This window comes from Pseudomonas sp. 2957 (assembly GCF_031456345.1).
Taxonomy (GTDB): domain Bacteria; phylum Pseudomonadota; class Gammaproteobacteria; order Pseudomonadales; family Pseudomonadaceae; genus Aquipseudomonas; species Aquipseudomonas siliginis.
In genome coordinates, this window is sequence record NZ_JAVDUL010000003.1 from 759,597 (window position 1) to 779,799 (window position 20,203).

The 20,203-nt window shown below is 58.7% G+C and carries 21 protein-coding genes and 1 tRNA gene; 8 read left to right on the forward strand and 14 right to left on the reverse strand.

The annotated features are described in order from the left end of the window. Positions 1 to 97: 97 nt before the first annotated feature. The 4 genes from J2Y39_RS13845 to trmJ form a co-directional block, all read right to left on the reverse strand. Positions 98 to 1,312: an IscS subfamily cysteine desulfurase gene (locus J2Y39_RS13845; RefSeq protein ID WP_016773324.1), complete on the reverse strand. Its 1,215-nt coding sequence runs from the start codon at positions 1,310 to 1,312 to the stop codon at positions 98 to 100. 50 nt (positions 1,313 to 1,362) lie between these two features. Then, on the reverse strand, positions 1,363 to 1,854 hold the full coding sequence (iscR, locus tag J2Y39_RS13850; protein ID WP_016773323.1) for a Fe-S cluster assembly transcriptional regulator IscR: 492 nt from the start codon (positions 1,852 to 1,854) through the stop codon (positions 1,363 to 1,365). 240 nt (positions 1,855 to 2,094) lie between these two features. Further along, a complete protein-coding gene (gene cysE, locus J2Y39_RS13855; RefSeq protein WP_024014221.1) occupies positions 2,095 to 2,871 on the reverse strand; it encodes a serine O-acetyltransferase in 777 nt (258 codons plus the stop codon). Between the two features lie 3 nt (positions 2,872 to 2,874). Beyond that, positions 2,875 to 3,645, reverse strand: a complete 771-nt coding sequence (trmJ, locus tag J2Y39_RS13860) for a tRNA (cytosine(32)/uridine(32)-2'-O)-methyltransferase TrmJ (protein WP_041479930.1) — start codon at positions 3,643 to 3,645, stop codon at positions 2,875 to 2,877. A 147-nt stretch (positions 3,646 to 3,792) separates the two neighbouring features. Here trmJ and suhB point away from each other — a divergent pair, with 147 nt between their 5' ends. Continuing rightward, on the forward strand, positions 3,793 to 4,611 hold the full coding sequence (gene suhB / locus J2Y39_RS13865; RefSeq protein WP_016773320.1) for an inositol-phosphate phosphatase: 819 nt from the start codon (positions 3,793 to 3,795) through the stop codon (positions 4,609 to 4,611). A gap of 242 nt (positions 4,612 to 4,853) precedes the next feature. Here suhB and J2Y39_RS13870 read toward each other — a convergent pair whose 3' ends face one another. From J2Y39_RS13870 to queA, 6 genes are all read right to left on the reverse strand, one after another. Then, the gene (locus tag J2Y39_RS13870) at positions 4,854 to 5,402 is read right to left on the reverse strand and encodes a glycine zipper 2TM domain-containing protein (protein WP_039761427.1); all 549 of its coding nucleotides are present in this window, start codon (positions 5,400 to 5,402) and stop codon (positions 4,854 to 4,856) included. A 121-nt stretch (positions 5,403 to 5,523) separates the two neighbouring features. Further along, positions 5,524 to 6,438: a protein translocase subunit SecF gene (gene secF, locus J2Y39_RS13875; RefSeq protein ID WP_252868239.1), complete on the reverse strand. Its 915-nt coding sequence runs from the start codon at positions 6,436 to 6,438 to the stop codon at positions 5,524 to 5,526. 9 nt (positions 6,439 to 6,447) lie between these two features. Then, the gene (secD, locus tag J2Y39_RS13880; protein ID WP_016773318.1) at positions 6,448 to 8,316 is read right to left on the reverse strand and encodes a protein translocase subunit SecD; all 1,869 of its coding nucleotides are present in this window, start codon (positions 8,314 to 8,316) and stop codon (positions 6,448 to 6,450) included. 65 nt (positions 8,317 to 8,381) lie between these two features. Further along, positions 8,382 to 8,720 (reverse strand): preprotein translocase subunit YajC, encoded by a 339-nt coding sequence (gene yajC, locus J2Y39_RS13885; protein ID WP_016773317.1) that lies wholly within the window; start codon positions 8,718 to 8,720, stop codon positions 8,382 to 8,384. Between the two features lie 43 nt (positions 8,721 to 8,763). Continuing rightward, on the reverse strand, positions 8,764 to 9,879 hold the full coding sequence (gene tgt / locus J2Y39_RS13890) for a tRNA guanosine(34) transglycosylase Tgt (protein WP_160768392.1): 1,116 nt from the start codon (positions 9,877 to 9,879) through the stop codon (positions 8,764 to 8,766). Positions 9,880 to 9,893: 14 nt separating this feature from the next. Further along, positions 9,894 to 10,958: a tRNA preQ1(34) S-adenosylmethionine ribosyltransferase-isomerase QueA gene (gene queA / locus J2Y39_RS13895; RefSeq protein WP_310218246.1), complete on the reverse strand. Its 1,065-nt coding sequence runs from the start codon at positions 10,956 to 10,958 to the stop codon at positions 9,894 to 9,896. Positions 10,959 to 11,066: 108 nt separating this feature from the next. On the opposite strand from queA, the gene J2Y39_RS13900 reads away from it, so the two are divergent. After that, positions 11,067 to 11,151 (forward strand) — tRNA-Leu (locus tag J2Y39_RS13900). Between the two features lie 138 nt (positions 11,152 to 11,289). Next, positions 11,290 to 12,171 carry a hypothetical protein gene (locus J2Y39_RS13905; protein WP_310218249.1) on the forward strand — a complete coding sequence of 294 codons (882 nt, stop codon included), beginning with the start codon at positions 11,290 to 11,292 and terminating at the stop codon, positions 12,169 to 12,171. 305 nt (positions 12,172 to 12,476) lie between these two features. On the opposite strand, the gene J2Y39_RS13910 is transcribed toward J2Y39_RS13905, so the two are convergent. Further along, positions 12,477 to 12,833: a hypothetical protein gene (locus J2Y39_RS13910; RefSeq protein ID WP_095181806.1), complete on the reverse strand. Its 357-nt coding sequence runs from the start codon at positions 12,831 to 12,833 to the stop codon at positions 12,477 to 12,479. 171 nt (positions 12,834 to 13,004) lie between these two features. After that, entirely contained in the window at positions 13,005 to 13,223 is a 219-nt protein-coding gene (locus J2Y39_RS13915; protein WP_224787299.1) for a DUF6429 family protein, read from the reverse strand. A gap of 220 nt (positions 13,224 to 13,443) precedes the next feature. Here J2Y39_RS13915 and J2Y39_RS13920 point away from each other — a divergent pair, with 220 nt between their 5' ends. Beyond that, complete coding sequence (locus tag J2Y39_RS13920; protein ID WP_016773313.1) at positions 13,444 to 13,773, forward strand: hypothetical protein; 330 nt, start codon at positions 13,444 to 13,446, stop codon at positions 13,771 to 13,773. Positions 13,774 to 13,807: 34 nt separating this feature from the next. Here the strand turns inward: J2Y39_RS13920 and J2Y39_RS13925 are convergent, their stop codons facing one another. Continuing rightward, positions 13,808 to 14,557, reverse strand: a complete 750-nt coding sequence (locus tag J2Y39_RS13925; RefSeq protein WP_056790170.1) for a hypothetical protein — start codon at positions 14,555 to 14,557, stop codon at positions 13,808 to 13,810. A 115-nt stretch (positions 14,558 to 14,672) separates the two neighbouring features. Here J2Y39_RS13925 and J2Y39_RS13930 point away from each other — a divergent pair, with 115 nt between their 5' ends. From J2Y39_RS13930 to J2Y39_RS13940, 3 genes are all read left to right on the forward strand, one after another. Continuing rightward, positions 14,673 to 15,038, forward strand: a complete 366-nt coding sequence (locus J2Y39_RS13930; protein ID WP_095181699.1) for a hypothetical protein — start codon at positions 14,673 to 14,675, stop codon at positions 15,036 to 15,038. Between the two features lie 100 nt (positions 15,039 to 15,138). Then, positions 15,139 to 15,873 carry a hypothetical protein gene (locus tag J2Y39_RS13935; RefSeq protein ID WP_305381500.1) on the forward strand — a complete coding sequence of 245 codons (735 nt, stop codon included), beginning with the start codon at positions 15,139 to 15,141 and terminating at the stop codon, positions 15,871 to 15,873. A 71-nt stretch (positions 15,874 to 15,944) separates the two neighbouring features. Next, positions 15,945 to 17,864 (forward strand): alkaline phosphatase D family protein, encoded by a 1,920-nt coding sequence (locus tag J2Y39_RS13940; protein ID WP_310218256.1) that lies wholly within the window; start codon positions 15,945 to 15,947, stop codon positions 17,862 to 17,864. Between the two features lie 123 nt (positions 17,865 to 17,987). On the opposite strand, the gene J2Y39_RS13945 is transcribed toward J2Y39_RS13940, so the two are convergent. Then, positions 17,988 to 19,160, reverse strand: a complete 1,173-nt coding sequence (locus J2Y39_RS13945) for an aspartate aminotransferase family protein (protein WP_310218258.1) — start codon at positions 19,158 to 19,160, stop codon at positions 17,988 to 17,990. A gap of 102 nt (positions 19,161 to 19,262) precedes the next feature. Between J2Y39_RS13945 and J2Y39_RS13950 the strand changes: the two genes are divergently transcribed. Continuing rightward, a complete protein-coding gene (locus tag J2Y39_RS13950) occupies positions 19,263 to 20,189 on the forward strand; it encodes a LysR family transcriptional regulator (protein WP_016773308.1) in 927 nt (308 codons plus the stop codon). Positions 20,190 to 20,203: the final 14 nt, after the last annotated feature.

A 20,203-nucleotide genomic window follows, 5' to 3' on the forward strand; every position in this document is an offset into this window, starting at 1 on the left:
TCTCAATCCTCACTCATCAGGGCCGCTCTTGAGACCCTGCAACTGCGCTGCGTTAACGCCGCGTCGCTACAGGATCTGTATCCGGCGGCTTCTATAGTTAGTGTGCCGCCCACTCGATTTTCGAGATATCGACGCCGTCTTTGTACATGTCCCACAGCGGCGACAGAGCGCGCAGCTTGGTAACGGCCTCGCAGACTTTCTGCGCGGCGTAGTCGATTTCTTCTTCGGTGGTGAAACGGCCGAAGGTAAAGCGGATCGAGCTGTGTGCCAGTTCGTCGTTGCGGCCCAGGGCGCGCAGTACGTACGAAGGCTCCAGCGACGCCGAGGTGCAGGCCGAACCGGACGATACCGCCAGATCCTTGAGCGCCATGATCAGCGACTCGCCTTCAACGTAGTTGAAGCTCAGGTTCAGGTTGTGCGGAACGCGGGCGGTCAGGCTGCCGTTGACGTACAGCTCTTCCAGGTGCTCGACCTGCTTGTAGAAGCGATCGCTCAAGGCTTTGATGCGCACGTTTTCAGCGGCCATGTCTTCCTTGGCTACGCGGAACGCTTCGCCCATGCCGACGATCTGGTGGGTCGCCAGGGTGCCGGAACGCATGCCGCGCTCGTGACCGCCGCCGTGCATGGTCGCTTCGATGCGCACACGCGGCTTGCGGCTGACGTACAGCGCGCCGATGCCTTTAGGGCCATAAGTCTTGTGGGCGGAGAACGACATCATGTCGACTTTCAGCTTCTGCAGATCGATTTCGACCTTGCCGGTGGACTGAGCCGCGTCGACATGGAACAGCACGCCTTTGGCGCGCAGCATCTCGCCGATGGCAGCGATGTCGTTGATGGTGCCGATTTCGTTGTTGACGTGCATCACCGACACCAGAATGGTGTCTTCGCGCAGTGCGGCGTCAATCATTGCCGGGGTGATCAGACCGTCTTCGGTCGGCTCGAGGTAGGTCACTTCGAAGCCTTCACGCTCCAGCTGGCGCATGGTGTCGAGGACTGCCTTGTGCTCGATCTTGCTGGTGATCAGGTGCTTGCCCTTGGAGGCGTAGAAATGTGCCGCGCCCTTGATCGCCAGGTTGTCGGATTCGGTGGCACCGGAGGTCCAGACGATTTCGCGCGGGTCGGCATTGACCAGATCGGCCACCTGACGACGAGCGTTTTCGACGGACTCTTCAGCCTTCCAGCCGAACACGTGGGAACGGGACGCCGGGTTACCGAAGTTTCCGTCGACCAGCAGGCATTCACTCATTTTCTGCGCAACGCGCGGATCAACCGGGGTGGTTGCAGAGTAATCAAGGTAAATCGGCAATTTCATGGACTATCTCCTAAATCAGGGCTGGCGTGCCGCGGGTAGCTCTTCGGCTGTCATTCGACGGCGGACGCTTCAATCTTGTCCAGGCGTGGCGCCTTGCTGCTGCAACGGCGCTGGTCCTGACGCTGGGCCACTTCTTGTACCTCACGGCGAGTCACAAGGTCGGCCAAGCTGATACCGCTCAGAAATTCGTGAATCTGCAGGCTCAAATCGCACCACAGATGATGGGTCAGGCAGGTATCGCCGGAATGGCAATCGCCCTGGCCCTGGCACTTGGTGGCATCGACCGATTCGTTCACCGCATCGATCACCTGGGCGACCTGGATGCCCTGCATGTCGCGGGACAACTGGTAGCCACCACCCGGACCGCGAACGCTGGAAACCAGGTTGCTGCGGCGCAGCTTGGCAAACAGCTGCTCGAGGTAGGACAGGGAGATGCCTTGGCGCTCGGAGATATCGGCCAGAGACACCGGCCCGTGCTGCGCGTGCAACGCCAGGTCAAGCATGGCGGTCACGGCGTATCGGCCTTTTGTAGTCAGTCGCATGGACAGTTACCACGGAGTTCGGAATGGGCGGGAGTATGCAATTCCCGAGCATTTAAGTCAACTATAAGACCTAGTGCTTTAGTCGGGTTTACCCGCAAAAGAGCGCGCGCACTATAGCAAAGACGGGCTGCGGACAGCCAGCGGAACCGCGTGATCGTTCTTCGCGAGCAGGCTCGCTCCCACATTGGAATGCATTGCTCTTGTGGGAGCGAGCCTGCTCGCGAAAAGCAGCGCCGCGGTTCAGCCGGCTTTCGATTCGTCCTTGCCCTTGACGCAAGCGAAGTCTTCTTCGCGCAGTTCAGGCAGATCTTTCGCACAGTAATTGCTGCCCAGATCCTTCAGTGCGCCGCACATGCCTTCCAGGCGCCCGTCCACTGCTTGCAGATGATCGAGCAACTGGCCGATGGCGCGAGCCACCGGGTCAGGCATGTCTTCGCTGACACCGTAGGCGTCGAAACCGATCTTTTCCGCCATGGCTTTGCGCTTGGCGTCCTGCTCTTCATCGGTCTTGACGATGATCCGCCCCGGAATCCCCACCACCGTGGCGCCCGGTGGCACTTCTTTGGTGACCACAGCATTGGAACCGACTTTGGCACCGGCACCCACCGTGAACGGGCCAAGCACCTTGGCGCCAGCGCCGACCACCACGCCATCACCCAGCGTAGGGTGACGCTTGCCTTTGTTCCAACTGGTGCCGCCGAGGGTCACACCCTGATAGATAGTCACGTCGTCGCCGATCTCGGCGGTTTCACCAATGACGATGCCCATGCCGTGGTCGATGAAGAAACGCCGACCGACCTTGGCGCCCGGATGAATCTCGATCCCGGTCAGCCAGCGACCAAAGTTCGACACCAGCCGCGCCAGCCATTTCAGCTCGTTGCGCCAGAGCATGCCGGCCAGACGATGAATCCAGATTGCATGCATGCCGGGGTAGCAGGTCAGGACTTCAAAAGCGTTACGCGCCGCCGGGTCTCGATGGAATACGCTCTGGATATCTTCACGCAAACGCTCAAACATCATTCAATCCTTCCGCTTTAGAAGCTCGCCACGGGCCGCTTTCTGGGTTTCCGTGAGGATGCCACGCAAAATATTCATTTCCGCCCGGCTGACCGAGCTGCGTCCGTACAACCGGCGCAGGCGCGCCATCAAGTGCCGTGGCTTTTCCGGATCGAGGAATTCGATGGCGACCAGCGTCTGCTCCAGGTGCTCATAGAATCGCTCCAGCTCATCCATGGTCGCCAGCTCGGCGCTTTTCACCGAGGCCACTTCTTCTTTCTCGACCTTGCTTGGCTGACCCTGTGCGGCCAGCCAGGCCATGCGCACTTCATAACTCAACACCTGCACCGCCGCCCCGAGATTCAGCGAACTGAACGTCGGGTCGGAAGGGATGTGCACGTGAAAATGACATCGCTGCAGCTCTTCATTGGTCAGGCCGGAATCTTCACGACCGAACACCAAAGCAATCTCGGCGCCCTGCCCGGCTTCCTCGACCACCTTGTTGCCGCATTCGCGCGGATCCAGCAGCGGCCAGGGAATACGCCGGTCGCGGGCGCTGGTGCCGAGCACCAGATTGCAGCCGACCAGAGCATCTTCCAAGGTGGCGACGACTTGCGCGTTTTCAAGGATGTCACCGGCACCAGAGGCGCGGGCATCGGCCTCGTGGTGCGGGAAGACCCGCGGATCGACCAGCACCAGTCGCGACAGACCCATGTTTTTCATGGCGCGCGCGGCCCCGCCGATGTTGCCGGGGTGGCTGGTGTTGACCAGGACGACACGAATGTTCTGCAGCAAGGGAGGCGCTCTCGGACACAGGAAAGGGGGGGGCAAATCTTACAGAACAGCCTACCGTTAAGCTATGAAAGCGAACAGCGTCCTTCACCTGAAGAAAAGTTCTGATAGAATGCGCGGCTTTCTTTAACAACCTTAGGTGACACATCCATGCAGCCCATGCTGAATATCGCGCTGCGCGCCGCCCGCAGCGCCAGTGAACTGATCTTCCGCTCCATCGAGCGCCTGGATACCATCAAGGTCGACGAAAAAGACGCCAAGGATTACGTATCCGAGGTCGATCGCGCCGCTGAACAGAAAATCATCGATGCCCTGCGCAAGGCTTACCCGAATCACTCGATTCAGGGTGAAGAAACCGGCCTGCACGCTGGCACCGGCATCGAAGGCGAAGAGTACCTGTGGATCATCGATCCGCTGGACGGCACCACCAACTTTCTCCGTGGCATTCCGCACTTTGCAGTGAGCATTGCCTGCAAATATCGTGGCCGCCTGGAGCACGCAGTGGTTCTGGACCCGGTTCGCCAGGAAGAATTCACCGCCAGCCGTGGTCGCGGCGCTCAACTGAACGGTCGTCGTCTGCGCGTCAGTGGTCGCACCAGCCTCGACGGCGCCCTGCTCGGCACTGGCTTCCCGTTCCGTGACGATCAGATGGACAACCTCGACAACTACCTGGGCATGTTCCGCGCCCTGGTTGGCCAGACTGCCGGCATCCGCCGCGCCGGTTCGGCGAGCCTGGACCTGGCTTACGTAGCTGCCGGTCGTTTCGATGCGTTCTGGGAATCGGGCCTGTCCGAGTGGGACATGGCTGCAGGCGCCCTGCTGATTCAAGAAGCCGGCGGTCTGGTGAGCGACTTCACCGGTGGTCACGACTTCCTTGAGAAAGGCCACATCGTTGCCGGCAACACCAAATGCTTCAAGGCAGTGCTGACGGCGATCCAGCCGCACCTGCCGGCCTCGCTGAAGCGCTAAGCTTTCCGCGAAACCAAAAAGCACCCTCCGGGGTGCTTTTTTTATGTCTGCAATTCCAAACAGCACAATTCCCTGTGGGAGCGAGCCTGCTCGCGAATGGGGCGTGTCAGCAAAGAAAATATCCACTGTTAGACCGTATTCGCGAGCAGGCTCGCTCCCACAGGTGAGAATCGCGCGCTGCCCTGAATCGCGAGCACAAAAAAAGCACCCCGCAGGGTGCTTCTTTTCACAACTGTGGAGCCTTACTGTCCCGGCTCATTCTGCGACAGGATCAGCTTGCCTTCCTTGTCGACCGGAATCTGGTTACCCGGATCACGATCCATCCGTACCTTGCCTTCCTTGCCATCGAGCGAGTAACGCACGTCGTAGCCGACGACCTTGTCGCTGATGTCATTGACCGTGTTGCAACGGGTTTGCGTGGTGGTGTAGGTGTCGCGGTTCTGCATACCTTCCTGCACCTTGTTACCGGCATAACCGCCGCCAACTGCACCGGCCACGGTGGCAATCTTCTTGCCGGTACCGCCGCCCACCTGATTACCCAACAAACCACCGGCTACGGCACCGATCGCCGTGCCGAGAATCTGGTGTTGATCCTTGACCGGCGCCTGCCGGGTCACGGTTACATCCTTGCATACTTCACGTGGAGTCTTGATCTGTGTCTTGACCGGCTCAACGGCTAATACTTGCGCATACTCAGGGCCGCTTTTAACCAGGCTGTAGGTGGCAACAGCACCCCCGGCTGTGACACCGACAGCACCCAATACCGCACCAACCAGCAACGACTTGTTCACATGAACCTCCTGACCATCACATGCGGGACGCGCCCGCGCTTCTCCCAGCCTTGGAGCACAAAAAAAGGCGCGAGTTCAACTCGCGCCTTTTGTTGGCTGACAGCCGGGAAATCGCTGGCCGTTATGGACGGTCGTCGACTTCCTTCTCGGTGTTGGCCGGAGGAATCAGATCCTCGGTGGTCAGGTTCAGCCAGATCAGCACCACGTTGGCGATGTAGATCGACGAGTAGGTGCCCGCCAGTACACCGATGAACAGCGCGATGGAGAAGCCGAACAGGTTGTCGCCGCCGAAGAACAACAGTGCCGCGATGGCCAGCAGCGTGGAGATCGACGTCGCCATGGTGCGCAGCAGGGTCTGGGTGGTCGAGATGTTGATGTTCTCGATCAGCGTCGCCTTGCGCAGCACACGGAAGTTCTCACGTACCCGGTCGAAAACCACGATGGTGTCGTTCAGCGAATAACCGATGATCGCCAGCACCGCCGCCAGCACCGTCAGATCGAAGGTGATCTGGAAGTACGAGAGGATACCCACGGTCACGATCACGTCGTGGATCAGCGACACAATGGCGCCGACCGCAAACTTCCACTGAAAGCGGAACGCCAGGTAGATCAGGATGCCGCCGAGCGCCAGCAGCATGCCGAGGCCGCCCTGGTCGCGCAGTTCTTCACCGACCTGCGGGCCGACGAACTCGACGCGCTTGACCGTCGCCGGGTTGTCGCCGCCGACCTTCTGCAATGCGTCTGCGACCTGATGGCCCAGCTGCGGGTCTTCACCCGGCATGCGCACCAGCAAGTCAGTAGTGGCGCCGAAGTTCTGCACCACAGCTTCGTGATAACCGGAAGTCGCCAGTTGCTCGCGCACCTTGGTGACATCGGCCGGACGCTCGTAGGTCAGCTCGATGAGCGTACCGCCGGTGAAGTCCAGACCCCAGTTCATGCCCTTGGTGGCGACACTGAACAAGGCAATGACGGTAAGCAACACGGTGACGCCGAACGCGAAGTTGCGAACGCCCATGAAGTTGATTGTACGTAACATGGCAGCCCCTTAAATCCACAACTTCTTGAAGTCACGTCCGCCAAAGATCAGGTTGACCATTGCGCGGGTCACCATGATGGCCGTGAACATCGAGGTAAAGATCCCGAGGGACATGGTCACTGCGAAACCCTTCACCGGGCCGGTGCCCATGGCGAAGAGAATACCGCCGACCAGCAAGGTGGTCAGGTTGGCGTCGAGAATCGCAGTAAATGCCCGGCCGAAGCCTTCGTTGATTGCCCGCTGCACAGTCATGCCGGCGGCGATCTCTTCACGAATCCGCGAGAAGATCAGTACGTTGGCGTCGACCGCCATACCCATGGTCAGGACGATACCGGCGATACCCGGCAGGGTCAGCGTGGCGCCCAGCAACGACATCAATGCCAGCAGCAGCACCATGTTCACCGCCAGCGCGACGGTGGCGATGACGCCGAAGAAGCGGTAGATGGCGATGATGAACAGCGACACGAACAGCATGCCCCACAGGGAAGCATCGATACCTTTGGTGATGTTGTCAGCACCCAGGCTCGGACCGATTGTGCGCTCTTCAGCGAAGTACATCGGTGCAGCCAGACCACCGGCACGCAGCAGCAGCGCCAGCTCGGACGACTCGCCCTGACCGTTCAGGCCAGTGATGCGGAATTGCGCACCCAGCGGCGACTGAATGGTCGCCAGGCTGATGATCTTCTTCTCTTCCTTGAACGTCTGCACCGCAACGTCTTTCTCGACGCCATCAACCACTTGCTTGGTGTAAGTGGTGACCGGACGCTGTTCGATGAAGATCACCGCCATGCTGCGGCCGACGTTGGAGCGGGTCGCGCGGCTCATCAGCTCGCCACCGTGGCCATCCAGACGGATGTTCACTTCAGGCGTGCCGTGCTCGCCGAAACCGGCCTTGGCGTCGGTGACCTGGTCACCAGTGATGATCAGACCACGCTCGATCTGCGCTGGCGGACGGTTGCCTTCGCGGAATTCGAACGACTCGGAAGTGGCTTTCGAAGCGCCCGGCTCGGCGGCCAGACGGAACTCAAGGTTGGCCGTCTTGCCGAGGATACGCTTGGCTTCGGCAGTGTCCTGCACGCCCGGCAGCTCAACCACGATGCGGTTGGCGCCCTGACGCTGCACGATCGGTTCGGCAACACCCAGCTCGTTGACGCGGTTACGTACCGTGGTCAGGTTCTGCTTGATGGAGTATTCACGGATTTCCGCCAGCTTGGCCGGGGTCATCGCCAGACGCAGCACCGGTTGACCGTTGAGGTCGGCCGGAACAATGTCGAAATCGTTGAAGTTCTTGCGGATCAGCGCACGGGCCTGTTCGCGGGAATCTTCATCGCTGAAGCCCAACTGAATGGCACCGCCCAGTTGCGGCAGGCTGCGATAGCGCAGCTTCTCTTTGCGCAGCAGGCTCTTGACGTCGCCTTCGTAGACTTTCAGGCGCGCATCGAGGGCTTTGTCCATGTCCACTTCGAGCAGGAAGTGCACACCACCGGACAAGTCCAGACCCAGCTTCATCGGGTGCGCACCGAGGTTGCGCAGCCATTGCGGAGTGGTCTGTGCCAGGTTCAGCGCGACGACGTAGTCATCACCCAATGCCTTGCGTACTACGTCCTTGGCCGGCAGCTGGTCTTCAGCCTTGCTCAGACGGATCAGACCGCCCTTGCCGCCCGCCGTCAGCGTTGCCGCCTTGACGTTGATGCCGGACTCTTTCAGCGCTGTGCTGACGCGAGCCAGATCGGCGTCATTGACCTGCAGAGCCGTGCTGGCGCCGCTGATCTGAATCGCCGGGTCATCGGGGTAAAGATTGGGAGCGGAATAAATCAGACCGATCGCCAGCACCGCCAGGATCAGAATGTATTTCCACAGAGGGTATTTGTTCAGCATCACGCCGCCCGTTATGAACGCGGGGCGCCTTGCGCGCCCCGTCGATTGAGTAGAAGTTGTTGCTCTTAGATCGCTTTCAGCGTGCCTTTTGGCAGCGTGGCGGCGATGGCGCCTTTCTGGAACTTCATTTCCACGGTGTCGGAAACTTCCAGAACCACGAAATCATCGGCAACCTTGGTGATCTTGCCGGCGATGCCGCCAGTGGTCACGACTTCGTCGCCCTTCTGCAGGCTGCTCAGCAGGTTCTTCTGCTCTTTGGCGCGCTTGGCCTGTGGACGCCAGATCATCAGGTAGAAGATGACCAGGAAGCCGACCAGGAAAATCCACTCGAAGCCGCCGCCCATTGGGCTTGCAGCAGCCGGTGCAGCTGCGTCAGCCATGGCGTTAGAGATAAAAAAGCTCATTTAGCACTCCAGTTGCAAATGTTGAATCTTGGGGTCAGAAAACTCAGTCCAAAGGCGGAACGGGAAGTCCGCGTTTGGCGTAGAAGGCATCGACAAAGGCGGCCAATGTACCCTGTTGAATAGCCTCGCGCAAACCAGCCATCAGCACCTGATAATGGCGCAAGTTATGGATGGTATTGAGCATGCTGCCGAGCATTTCGCCGCACTTGTCCAGGTGATGCAGATAAGCGCGCGAGAAGTTCTGGCAGGTGTAGCAATCGCAGGTCGGATCCAGCGGCGATTCATCATGGCGATGGAACGCGTTACGGATCTTCAGCACACCGGTATCGATGAACAGATGCCCATTGCGGGCATTACGGGTTGGCATCACGCAATCGAACATGTCCACCCCGCGGCGCACACCCTCAACCAGATCTTCCGGTTTGCCAACGCCCATAAGGTAACGAGGTTTGTCAGCGGGCATCTGGCCCGGCAGATAATCCAGCACCTTGATCATTTCGTGCTTCGGTTCGCCCACCGACAGACCGCCGATGGCGAGGCCGTCGAAGCCGATCTTGTCGAGGCCTTCGAGCGAGCGCATGCGCAGGTTTTCATGCATGCCGCCCTGGACGATACCGAACAGCGCCGCGGTGTTGTCGCCGTGGGCATTCTTCGAACGCTGCGCCCAGCGCAGCGACAATTCCATCGATACCCGCGCGACGTCTTCGTCAGCCGGATACGGCGTGCATTCGTCGAAGATCATCACAATGTCGGAACCGAGATCGCGCTGCACCTGCATCGACTCTTCCGGGCCCATGAACACTTTGGCGCCGTCGACCGGAGAAGCGAAGGTCACGCCCTCCTCCTTGATCTTGCGCATCGCGCCGAGGCTGAACACCTGGAAGCCGCCGGAGTCGGTGAGGATCGGGCCTTTCCACTGCATGAAATCGTGTAGGTCGCCGTGCTCCTTGATCACTTGAGTGCCGGGACGCAACCACAGGTGAAAGGTGTTGCCCAAAATGATTTCCGCGCCAGTGGCGACGATGTCGCGCGGCAGCATGCCCTTGACCGTGCCGTAGGTGCCGACCGGCATGAACGCCGGGGTCTCGACGGTGCCACGGGGGAAGGTCAGGCGACCACGACGAGCCTTGCCATCGGTGGCCAGCAGCTCAAAGGACATTCGACATTCGCGACTCATTCTGTTTCCTCTGGGCCTGTCTGTTCAGGGGCAGTTGGAGCGGGATTGCGGGTGATGAACATCGCATCCCCGTAACTGAAAAAGCGGTAGCCGTTTTCCACGGCGGCCTTGTAGGCGGCCATGGTTTCGGGATAACCGGCAAACGCCGAAACCAGCATCAACAGCGTGGATTCCGGCAAATGGAAATTGGTCACAAGGGCATCGACCACATGAAACGGCCGGCCCGGATAGATAAAGATGTCGGTGTCGCCACTGAACGGCTTGAGCACACCATCGCGCGCCGCACTTTCCAGCGAACGCACGCTGGTGGTGCCAACCGCAATCACCCGACCGCCCCGCGCACGGCACGCAGCGACCGCATCGACCACATCCTGGCCGACTTCCAGCCACTCGCTGTGCATGTGGTGATCTTCGATCTTCTCGACGCGCACCGGCTGGAACGTCCCCGCGCCGACGTGCAACGTCACGAACGCAGTCTCGACGCCCTTGGCAGCAATCGCCTGCATCAACAGCTCATCGAAATGCAGCCCCGCCGTCGGCGCCGCCACCGCGCCCAAACGCTGGGCATACACGGTCTGATAACGCTCGCGATCCGAGCCTTCATCCGGGCGGTCTATATAAGGAGGCAACGGCATGTGCCCGACGCGATCGAGCAGCGGCAAGACTTCCTCGGCAAAACCCAGCTCGAACAACGCATCATGACGCGCGAGCATCTCGGCTTCGCCACCGCCGTCGATAAGGATCTTCGAACCCGGCTTCGGCGACTTGCTGGAGCGCACATGGGCCAGCACGCGGTGCGTATCGAGCACGCGCTCGATGAGAATTTCCAGCTTGCCGCCGGACGTTTTCTGCCCGAACAGCCGCGCCGGAATCACCCGGGTATTGTTGAACACCATCAAATCGCCCGGGCGCAAATGCTCAAGCAAATCAGTGAATTGACGGTGTGCCAGGGCGCCGCTCGGCCCATCAAGGGTCAGCAGGCGACTACCGCGACGCTCGGCCAACGGATGGCGGGCGATCAGCGAATCAGGAAGCTCGAAAGTAAAGTCAGCAACGCGCATGATGGGGTTCGTCTAGCAGGGCCGGAAAGTCTAGCGGAAATATCAAAAATTGACCATGAAACGTGATTGACCAACGGTAATCACCTCTCTATACTTCGCCGCCATTGAGCCCTGATGGCGGAATTGGTAGACGCGGCGGATTCAAAATCCGTTTTCGAAAGGAGTGGGAGTTCGAGTCTCCCTCGGGGCACCAACATTAAGAAAGGTCTTGCTTAGCAAGGCCTTTTTTTTGCTTGGCGTAAAGGCGGCGTAACCCGCTTTTCGCAGAAGACGGCAAGAAGACGGCAAGAAGACGGAATCTAGACAGTCAAAGTCTCGTGGTGATATGGAAATGCATAAAAAATACAGTTGGCTGTTTCTCTCAGTATTGTTTCCTTTGATCCTGTTTACTGCCAGCCCATGGTGGGGAGCTTTTTTTACGGACAAAAAAGAGCTTAGCTATCAAACGCTTCTGAAACGCGATATTTCAGCTGATGAGAAGATATCGGAACAATGGCCAGGCATCGCTATTTCCTACGAAGGGAAAGATGTTAGCAAAGGGTCAGTTCTGACACTCGAAATCTCTAACACAGGTAAGGTTCCGATACAACGTGTTGATTTCGATAGCTCGATAATCATCCATGTATTGGATGCTTCCTCAATAATCTCATACAAGGTGCTTGACAGTTCACCGGCGAATCTTGGCGTCACCGTTAGCACGGTTAAGGAAGGCCTAGGGGTCGACAAGCTACTTTTAAACCCCGGAGAAGGTTTCTTACTCCAGATATTTTCGATTGCCCCACTGAAAATACTAGACGTGACAGCAAGGGTTTCTGGGATTTCTGAGGTTACTGAAGTAAAACAGGTCGAGCGGAATGGTGTTTACGTGAAATATGTATCATCCGTTGATTTCGGAAGAACAATGGAAAAACAAATATTCTCTATACCCCTATCAATTATAATTCTTGGCTCTATCGCTTCTCTCCTGGGCACTTTGATAAATGCAGCGCAAGCCATTGCTACTGACAAGTATCTGGGCAAAGCCGTATATGGCTGCATTTCCGCCACCCTATATCTGGCGACTCTGACCGGACTAAAGTTGCTTATGACACATGGGCAACAGGTCGGGATGAATAAATATTTTTTAGCTACGCTGATCTCCGTGAGCGCACTGATCATAGCAGGCTCATCCTTCTATCTAAGGAATCGAATCAATACTCCAAATCCGGAGTGAAGATCGCGGACATACTAATCGCCATAGCATCCCCCTTTGCCGACGCTTTTCAAACCTCTCTGGAGACCACGAGTGTGCTGGACTACTACGGTCTCCCTCGGGCTCCAACACAGAGAAAACGGCCTTGCGAAAGCAGGGCCTTTTTTTCCTCTGGAGAAAAGTGGTTGGTGCAATGCTGATCATTCAAGCCTCGTACTGACTGGGGAGCAGTTGAAACAGTCGGAATCGCTGCATCGCAGACACCTAAGGTGCTGTTCCCCCCAATCACGCGACACCAAACGTACCTACTTAACACGTGACCGGCCTCATAGCCTGGACGCTATCTCTTTCCACATGTAGTCATAGTTGTACTCCAACCAACGCACCAATAATCTGTCGTACTGCCTGCGAAACCAATTGCGCCGTCGCGCCGCGAGCCTCTCCTCTATCTCGGATCTGAGCCAATCAGGGTCGAACCCAGTCCATACAGTGGGCAGAACTGCAGCAATGTTTGTGAAACACACTGGTGCTACTTCTGAATAAAAAATCTTGTAGAGCACCGCTGGATCAACGCCCTTGAGCTGACGAACGACGTAGTCGTAATCAGTGGGGAAATGATTGAAAGGCTCCGATAAGGCATCTCTGACCCTAGTCAGTTGTGGTTCATTCAGATGATGTCCCAATGCAAAAATCCTCCGATTCCTTATCCAGTAACTCGCTACCGTTTCGTCTGCAGATCTGCGTGTAACCGCACCGACGACAATCGTATGCATATCGCTATGGCGAGCCATGGCCAAAACTGACGTCATTTTGCCGAGCAACAGCTCAAGTCCAGAATCGGACGCTTGCCCAACCTATTCCTTAGCCCCAAACATCCGCCCAGCAATCTCCCGCCCCCGCTCCATCCCTTCCTTCGTCAACCATATCGACTTGTTCCTGTTCACCGGATTACTGATCAAACCCTGTTCGTGCAAGCGGTTCATGATTTCGAAGTCATAGCCCTTCCACGCATTGCCGTCGTCGGAGCTATAGGCAGCCAGGAGAGCAAGGACGGCGTCGTCGATCAGTTTCATGTCGTATTCCATGATGGTCACTCCGCTGATGTTCAGTTTTTGTAATCAAAGCGTCGTATCAAAGTGGATGTCAATGCTGCGCGAGCTTGAGAGTTTAGATGGCCGATTGCTGGTTGCCTCGCATGCGATGACCGCCCGTATAATCGCGCCCGCAAAATAGACTTCCGCTGGTACTTCGCGCATCGGGCTCAAGCCCTTCACTTCACTGACAGACATCCCCATGGAAACCTCACTGGAAACCGTCGCCCTTTTCTCCCTCAAACTCGCCTACGAAGAAGAAGGCCTGAGCCCGATCCTGCGCGATGACATGGTCATGGGCGATTATCAGAAAGACGTTTTCGAGTTACTGGTGAAACGCGGCGATGTCGAGGCCATTCAGTTCAAGATGAACGAATGCCTGAACCTGGCGCTGGATGCCTTGGGTGGGGTCGAGAAGCCGTTGGGGCGGGAGTTGCGCAAGTTGTCGGCGGAGTTGGCTCAGGCGCGGTCGGTGGAGCAGCTGGGTCAGCCGCTGCTCGCGCTGAAAGGGTATCTGCGCGACATTCTTTGAGTGCCGCGCTACAACCATGCCGGTATCTCTCCTGTCAGCGACGTGCTTTCAGCACTCGAATATCCGTTGGGAAGCCGTCAGCGCCCACCAGTTTTTTCCAGCCCATGTATTGAAATTCGCCATTGGGATCAATGTAGTCGCCCTTCTCTGGCTGCCCTCCGCCAACTATCGCAACACGCTTCACTTCGCCACAGCCGCCATCCGACGGTCGCACTGTGTAGATCACATACGGCTTCACGTATTGCGTGGCGCGGAAGTATTGGCCGCAGATTTCGTCGACGGTGATGAGCATGGTTTTCAGACGGGCTTCGCCGTCAGTGTCTTCGTGCAGTTTCAGGAAGGAGATGTCGCCGACGTCGCTGTAGCCGAGGGAACGGGCGCGTTGGTAGGCGGGGGAGTTCTGGTGCGCAATACGGCCCTCCTCCACACCCCGTTGCATTTGCGCGGCGAACTCGGCTTTGCCTTGGGCCAGGGTTGCCTCGGCATGGGCCGCGACGTTTTCGCAGTGGGCATACTCGCTGGAGTCGAGGTGTTGCGGTAGCAGGTTAAGGCGGCGCTCGTTCATGGAGGCGAGGCTGTCTTGCAGGCCGGACGTTAGTGCATAGGCAGCGGAGACGCGACCGCTCTGGACGTCGGCGATTGTTTCCTGCATCCGCTGGCAATTGGCGAGGTAGTAATCCCAGCTGGCTTGCGGGTGTTCTTTCGCGAAGCAGAAGGCTGGGGTAATGGAGACGGCAAGGGTGAGAGCGCCGAGCAGTTGCAGCAAACGGGTTGTGGAAAACATGGGTAGTCCATTACAGAGAAGGCATGGCGCGACGCTACTATTTTGCTATCGTTCCGTCCACTCTCAACGGGCGACCAAGTTGTCGCCTCTGTCTCGTGGCAAGGAAAGAAATCCGATGGATGCTGTGTTGTGTTTAGTGGTCATGGCGGCAATGTGGTTCTGGGTGGTGCGCCAGCGTGGGCACTGGAATCTATGGTTGGCAAACCTCGCCGGAGCGGGCAGCGCTGTGGTAGCGGGCATTGTCTTCACACTGCTTTATGACGGGCTGTTCGGCACCACCATGGCAGCGCCGGGACTGCATAACAGCCTGGTGGTGTTCATGACCAGCGCGGGCGTTCTGGCGGGTGTGTGGTTGTGGATCGCCAAGCGTCGACAGCCGGCGCATCCGGTTGCACGTCAACTGCTCGCGGGCGCCTGTGGCGTTGCCGCCGGCATGGTCACGTTGATTTTTCTGGCGGCGAATTATTTTCCGCAACCGTAGCCGGACGGCGCGTCTATTTTGCTATCTTGCCGCGCATCGTCGGTGCTCGCTGATCGTCTCGCGCCGCGCTTGGATTGTTGAAAGGTAAGGAAAGGATCAAATGGAGTTTCTGCGTTTTCTGGCGTTCGTCGCTGTCTGGGGTTTCATGTGGCGCTGGGTGGTGAAGAACCGCGGCAGCTGGAACATTTTCTACGGCAACATCGTTGGCGCGGCGGGTGGGTTCATTGTCGGGCTGGTGATGTTGTCGATCACCTTTTCGCTGTTTCCTTCGTCGTTCGATCACGAGGCGCAGGCGCAAAACACGCCAGTCGTCGAGTCGACCTCTGTACTGCCTGAAGCCGAGGCAGTCACGCCCGCCACCGAACTGAAAGATGCGCCGGTTTTTGCTGCCATCGAAGCGGATGACAAGCCTTCCCCCCCGGACTCCGCACTGTTGCCGAATAACGTCAGCCGGGCACCGAAATCAATGGCGGTACAGACGGTGCTGAATCAAAGCGACTACGAGGGTCGCATGGCCCTCGCCGCGCTGAACAAGAAGTTGCGCGGCGACGCACAGGCCGACAAGTCGATGATCGCGTATGTCATGTGCAGCCCGTTTGTCACCAGCACCCTGCGTTATCCCGCTTCGGCGCGTTTTGCTGACAGCAAAGCGCTGGTCAGTCATCGCTACAAGGATCAGGTCTACAGCTTCAGCAACAGCGTCACTGCGCGCAACATGAATGGCGACGATATCACCTACCGTTTCGATTGCTCCGTGCAGGAATTGCCACGGGTTGATGCGACGGCTGGGGAATGGCGTTTGCTGGCGCTGAAACTGCAAAAAGCCGACTCTTAAGACTCATTTAAGGGATCAAGGCGCCGGCTGCGCTATCATCGCCGGCCTGTGCGCCTTGAACCTTGCCCTCGATGTTTTCAACACCTGATGACCTCACCTCGCTGCCTCCTGTACTAGCCGGCCCGCTGCTGCGGCGGCTGGAGCCGACGCGCGTGGTGCTGTGGCTGGTGGGCTCGCGTGAACTGTCGCTGACCTTGCACCTGCAAGGTGTAGGAGATATTCCGCTCGACTCAGAGAAATGCACGGTCATTGCCGTAGGCCGTCATGCGTTCGTGCATCTGATAGACGTTCAACTTGAAAGCGCCCTGCCCTGCGACACGTTTATCGCTTACGACCTGCTGATCGACGACGCCATCGGTATGGCTGAGTGGGCGCCTCATCTGCTTTACCCTGGTGCCAGCTGCGCGAACCTCGTCGTGCGTTCGCGGATCGATCAATTGCTCCACGGTTCCTGCCGCAAGCCACATCATCCGGCAACCGACGGTTTGCTCTGCGTCGATCAATTGCTGGCCGACGAAACCGATGCGCAACGGCGCCCGGCGCTGCTGATGATGAGCGGTGATCAGGTCTATGCCGACGATGTTGCCGGGCCGATGCTGCGGGCGATTCATGGCTTGATCGAGCGTCTGGGTCTGTTCGATGAGCACCTTGACGGTGCCGTGGTCAGCGACAGCGCCAAGCTCTACCAACACCCGGCCAGCTACTACCACCGTGCGGATTTGTTACCGGCGCTAGAGAGCAACGAGACCTTGCGCGAGCGATTTTTCGGTGGCGCGCGTAAGCCGATTTTCACCAGCAGCAGTGCCGACAACCATCTGGTGACGTTCGCCGAAGTCATGGCCATGTACATGCTGGTGTGGTCGCCGACGCCGTGGTCGCTGATCAATCCGAACGCGCCGACGCTGACGCCGGAACGCCGCAAGCGCTACCACCTCGAGCAGACGCGCATCGATGCCTTCAAGACGGGCCTGGGCAACGTCGCGCGGGTGCTGGCGCATCTGCCGAGCCTGATGATTTTCGATGACCACGACATCACCGATGACTGGAATCTTTCTGCGCAGTGGGAGGAAACCGCCTACGGCCATCCGTTCTCCAAACGCATCATCGGCAACGCGCTGATTGCTTATCTGTTGTGTCAGGGCTGGGGCAACAATCCTGATGCCTTCAAGGACGTGCTGGAGCAGACCGCACGACTGAGCGCCAGCGGTGACGACGGCTATCTGGACATGCCGGTGCAGGACGATCTGATTGATCAGTTGCTGCGTTTTCAGCAGTGGCATTTTGTGTTGCCGAGCAGTCCGGCACTGGTGGTGATAGATACGCGCACCCGGCGCTGGCGCAGCGAGATGGCCCTCAAGCAACCGTCGGGCCTGCTCGACTGGGAAGCCTTGAGCGAACTGCAACAGGAACTGCTCGATCACCCTTCGGCAATCATCGTGTCGCCGGCGCCGATCTTTGGCGTGAAGCTGATTGAAACCGTGCAGAAAGTGTTCAGCTGGTGCGGTTATCCGCTGCTGGTCGACGCGGAAAACTGGATGGCCCATCGCGGCGCGGCGCAGGTGATCCTGAACATTTTCCGACACTCGCGCACACCCGGAAACTACGTGGTGCTGTCCGGCGATGTGCATTATTCCTTCGTCTACGAAGTCCTGATCCGCCACCGCAAGGCCGGCCCACGGATCTGGCAGATCACCAGCAGCGGCATCAAGAACGAATTCCCGCCAACGCTGCTGGAATGGTTCGACCGCCTCAACCGCTGGCTCTACTCACCGCGCTCGCCATTGAACTGGTTCACCAAACGCCGCCTGATGCGCATCGTCCCGTATACGCCGGAACATGCCGAGGCCGGGGAACGGTTGTGGAATTCGGCGGGGATCGGACAGGTGTTTTTCAATGAACAGGGGCAGCCGAGCGAGATTGTTCAGCACAACTCGAATGGGGCGGAGAAGACGAGGATGCTGGCGCCGGAGTTTAAAGATGTGCCGGACTAAAGCCATGCGCTGATCTGTGGGAGCGAGCCTGCTCGCGAAGGCGCAATTTCAGTCGACATCTACTGTGAATAGTCGACCGCTTTCGCGAGCAGGCTCGCTCCCACAGGGTTTTGCGCAGACCAATCAATGTGCGGCCAGAGCCCGCCCAACCCCTCTGACAATCATCCCCACCTCGCGCTCATCAATCGTCAGCGGCGGGAGCAACCTGATGGTCTTGCCACGAGTCACGTTGATCAACAAGCCGTGATCCCGCGCAGCGATCAGCGTCAGGTCGCGCACCGGTTGTTTCAGTTCGATACCGATCATGAGGCCCTGCCCCCGGATTGCCAGCACGTTCGGGTTGTCTGCCAATTCGGCGCGCAAGCGTTCCAGCAGCCGTGCGCCCTGCACCCGCGCATTCGCCAGCAGGCCTTGTTCTTCGATGATGTCCAGCACCGTGCAGCCGACCCGGCAGGCCAGTGGATTGCCGCCGAAAGTGCTGCCATGGCTGCCCGGGGTGAACAGGTCGGCCGCGCGGCCACGGGCCAGGCAGGCGCCGATCGGCACGCCATTGCCCAAGCCTTTGGCGAGGGTCATGACATCGGGCACGATGCCTTCGTGCTGAAATGCAAACCACTGCCCAGTACGGCCAATGCCGGTCTGGATTTCATCGAGCATCAGCAGCCACGCGTGGCGATTGCACAGGTCGCGCAGGGCCTTGAGATAACCCGGCGGTGCGACTTGTACGCCGCTTTCGCCCTGAATCGGCTCGACCAGAATCGCCACGATGCGCGCGCCGTGTTTGCGCTGTATTTGCTCCAGCGCGGCGAGATCGCCGAACGGCACTTTGACGAAGTCCCCCGGCAGTTCGTTGAAGCCAAGCCGCACCGCCGGGCCATCGCTGGCGGACAGCGTGCCGAGGGTGCGGCCATGGAAAGCGTTCGCCATGACCACCACCAGCGGCTCTTCGATGCCTTTACGCCAGCCGTACAGACGCGCCAGTTTCAGCGCCGTTTCGTTCGCTTCGGCGCCGGAGTTGTTGAAGAACGCGCGCTGCATGCCCGACAACACCGTCAGCCGTTTGGCCAGTTGTTGCTGCCAGTCGATGCTGTACAGGTTTGAGGTGTGCAGCAGCAGCCCCGCTTGCTCGCTGATCGCCGAGACGATACGCGGATGCGAGTGGCCGACGTTGGTCACTGCCACACCGGCAACGGCATCCAGATACTCGCGCCCCGCCTGATCCCACAGGCGCGTGCCCAGGCCCTTGGTGAAACTCAGGGCCAGTGGTTGGTAGGTGTTCATCAGGGCGGCGGTCATGACGTGAAACTCCATTGCAGGTCGGTGTTTTTGCAGTATGGTTAGCCACCTGAGCTGGATAAACCCGGAAAAACTTCAATCATTTAAAAGCCGAGCTTGATAATGGATTTGTTTCAGTCGATGGGCGTGTACGTCAAAGTGGTCGAAACCGGGAGCATGACGGCCGCCGCGGCGAAGTGCGAAATGTCGACGACGATGGTGGGCAATCATCTGCGCGCGCTGGAGCAACGGCTCGGCGTGCAACTGCTGCAACGCACCACGCGCCGCCAGCGCCTGACCGAATTCGGCAGCGTCTATTATCAACGCTGCCTGGAAGTGCTTGGCCTGGTGGCCGACTCAGAACGCCTTGCCGAACAAGCGTCGGACGAGCCGCGCGGTTTGCTGCGTATCACCGCGCCGCTGACCTTCGGCGTCGAACGACTGACCCCGGCTCTCAGCGAATATTCCTTGCTGTATCCGCAAGTGAAACTCGACGTGGTGCTGACCAACAGCCGTCCGGATCTGCTGGAAAACGGCCTCGATGTCGCGTTCCGTTTGGGCAATTTCGACCAATCCAACCTGATCGCCCGGCCCTTGATCGACTACACCCTGACGGTCTGCGCCTCCCCTGATTACATCGCGCGGCGCGGCATGCCGCATACGCCACAGGATTTGCAGCAACACGATTGCCTGTCCTTCGCCTACCCGGCTGGGGATGACTGGCAATCGGTGGAAAAACGCTGGCGTCTCAGTGGCCCGGAAGGCGAAGTCCTCGTCGACGTCAGCGGGCCGATGTTGATCAACAGCTCCGCCGGTTTGCACCAGGCAGCGCGCAACGGCATGGGCATCATGATGCTGCCCGACGCGCTGGTGGAGCAGGATCTGCGCGACGGCAAACTGGTCAGGGTAATGACGGACTACCAACCGCCGAGCAGGCCGATGCATCTGCTGTATGCGCAGGATCGCTATCGACTGCCGAAGCTGAGACGGTTTGTTGAGTTTGCGATGCGTACTTGGGGGAAACCCGCTGACGCCATGCTCGGAAAATAACGCACGCTGGGAAA

Coding starts and splice junctions, on each gene's coding strand:
- iscR (WP_016773323.1), bottom strand. CDS start 1,854: ATGCGACTGACTACAAAAGGCCGATACGCCGTGACCGCCATGCTTGAC.
- cysE (WP_024014221.1), bottom strand. CDS start 2,871: ATGTTTGAGCGTTTGCGTGAAGATATCCAGAGCGTATTCCATCGAGAC.
- J2Y39_RS13925 (WP_056790170.1), bottom strand. CDS start 14,557: ATGTTTTCCACAACCCGTTTGCTGCAACTGCTCGGCGCTCTCACCCTT.
- J2Y39_RS13845 (WP_016773324.1), bottom strand. CDS start 1,312: ATGAAATTGCCGATTTACCTTGATTACTCTGCAACCACCCCGGTTGAT.
- tgt (WP_160768392.1), bottom strand. CDS start 9,879: ATGTCCTTTGAGCTGCTGGCCACCGATGGCAAGGCTCGTCGTGGTCGC.
- J2Y39_RS13915 (WP_224787299.1), bottom strand. CDS start 13,223: ATGAAACTGATCGACGACGCCGTCCTTGCTCTCCTGGCTGCCTATAGC.
- J2Y39_RS13945 (WP_310218258.1), bottom strand. CDS start 19,160: ATGACCGCCGCCCTGATGAACACCTACCAACCACTGGCCCTGAGTTTC.
- J2Y39_RS13905 (WP_310218249.1), top strand. CDS start 11,290: ATGCATAAAAAATACAGTTGGCTGTTTCTCTCAGTATTGTTTCCTTTG.
- secF (WP_252868239.1), bottom strand. CDS start 6,438: ATGTTACGTACAATCAACTTCATGGGCGTTCGCAACTTCGCGTTCGGC.
- J2Y39_RS13950 (WP_016773308.1), top strand. CDS start 19,263: ATGGATTTGTTTCAGTCGATGGGCGTGTACGTCAAAGTGGTCGAAACC.
- yajC (WP_016773317.1), bottom strand. CDS start 8,720: ATGAGCTTTTTTATCTCTAACGCCATGGCTGACGCAGCTGCACCGGCT.
- J2Y39_RS13920 (WP_016773313.1), top strand. CDS start 13,444: ATGGAAACCTCACTGGAAACCGTCGCCCTTTTCTCCCTCAAACTCGCC.
- suhB (WP_016773320.1), top strand. CDS start 3,793: ATGCAGCCCATGCTGAATATCGCGCTGCGCGCCGCCCGCAGCGCCAGT.
- J2Y39_RS13935 (WP_305381500.1), top strand. CDS start 15,139: ATGGAGTTTCTGCGTTTTCTGGCGTTCGTCGCTGTCTGGGGTTTCATG.
- J2Y39_RS13940 (WP_310218256.1), top strand. CDS start 15,945: ATGTTTTCAACACCTGATGACCTCACCTCGCTGCCTCCTGTACTAGCC.
- J2Y39_RS13930 (WP_095181699.1), top strand. CDS start 14,673: ATGGATGCTGTGTTGTGTTTAGTGGTCATGGCGGCAATGTGGTTCTGG.
- queA (WP_310218246.1), bottom strand. CDS start 10,958: ATGCGCGTTGCTGACTTTACTTTCGAGCTTCCTGATTCGCTGATCGCC.
- secD (WP_016773318.1), bottom strand. CDS start 8,316: ATGCTGAACAAATACCCTCTGTGGAAATACATTCTGATCCTGGCGGTG.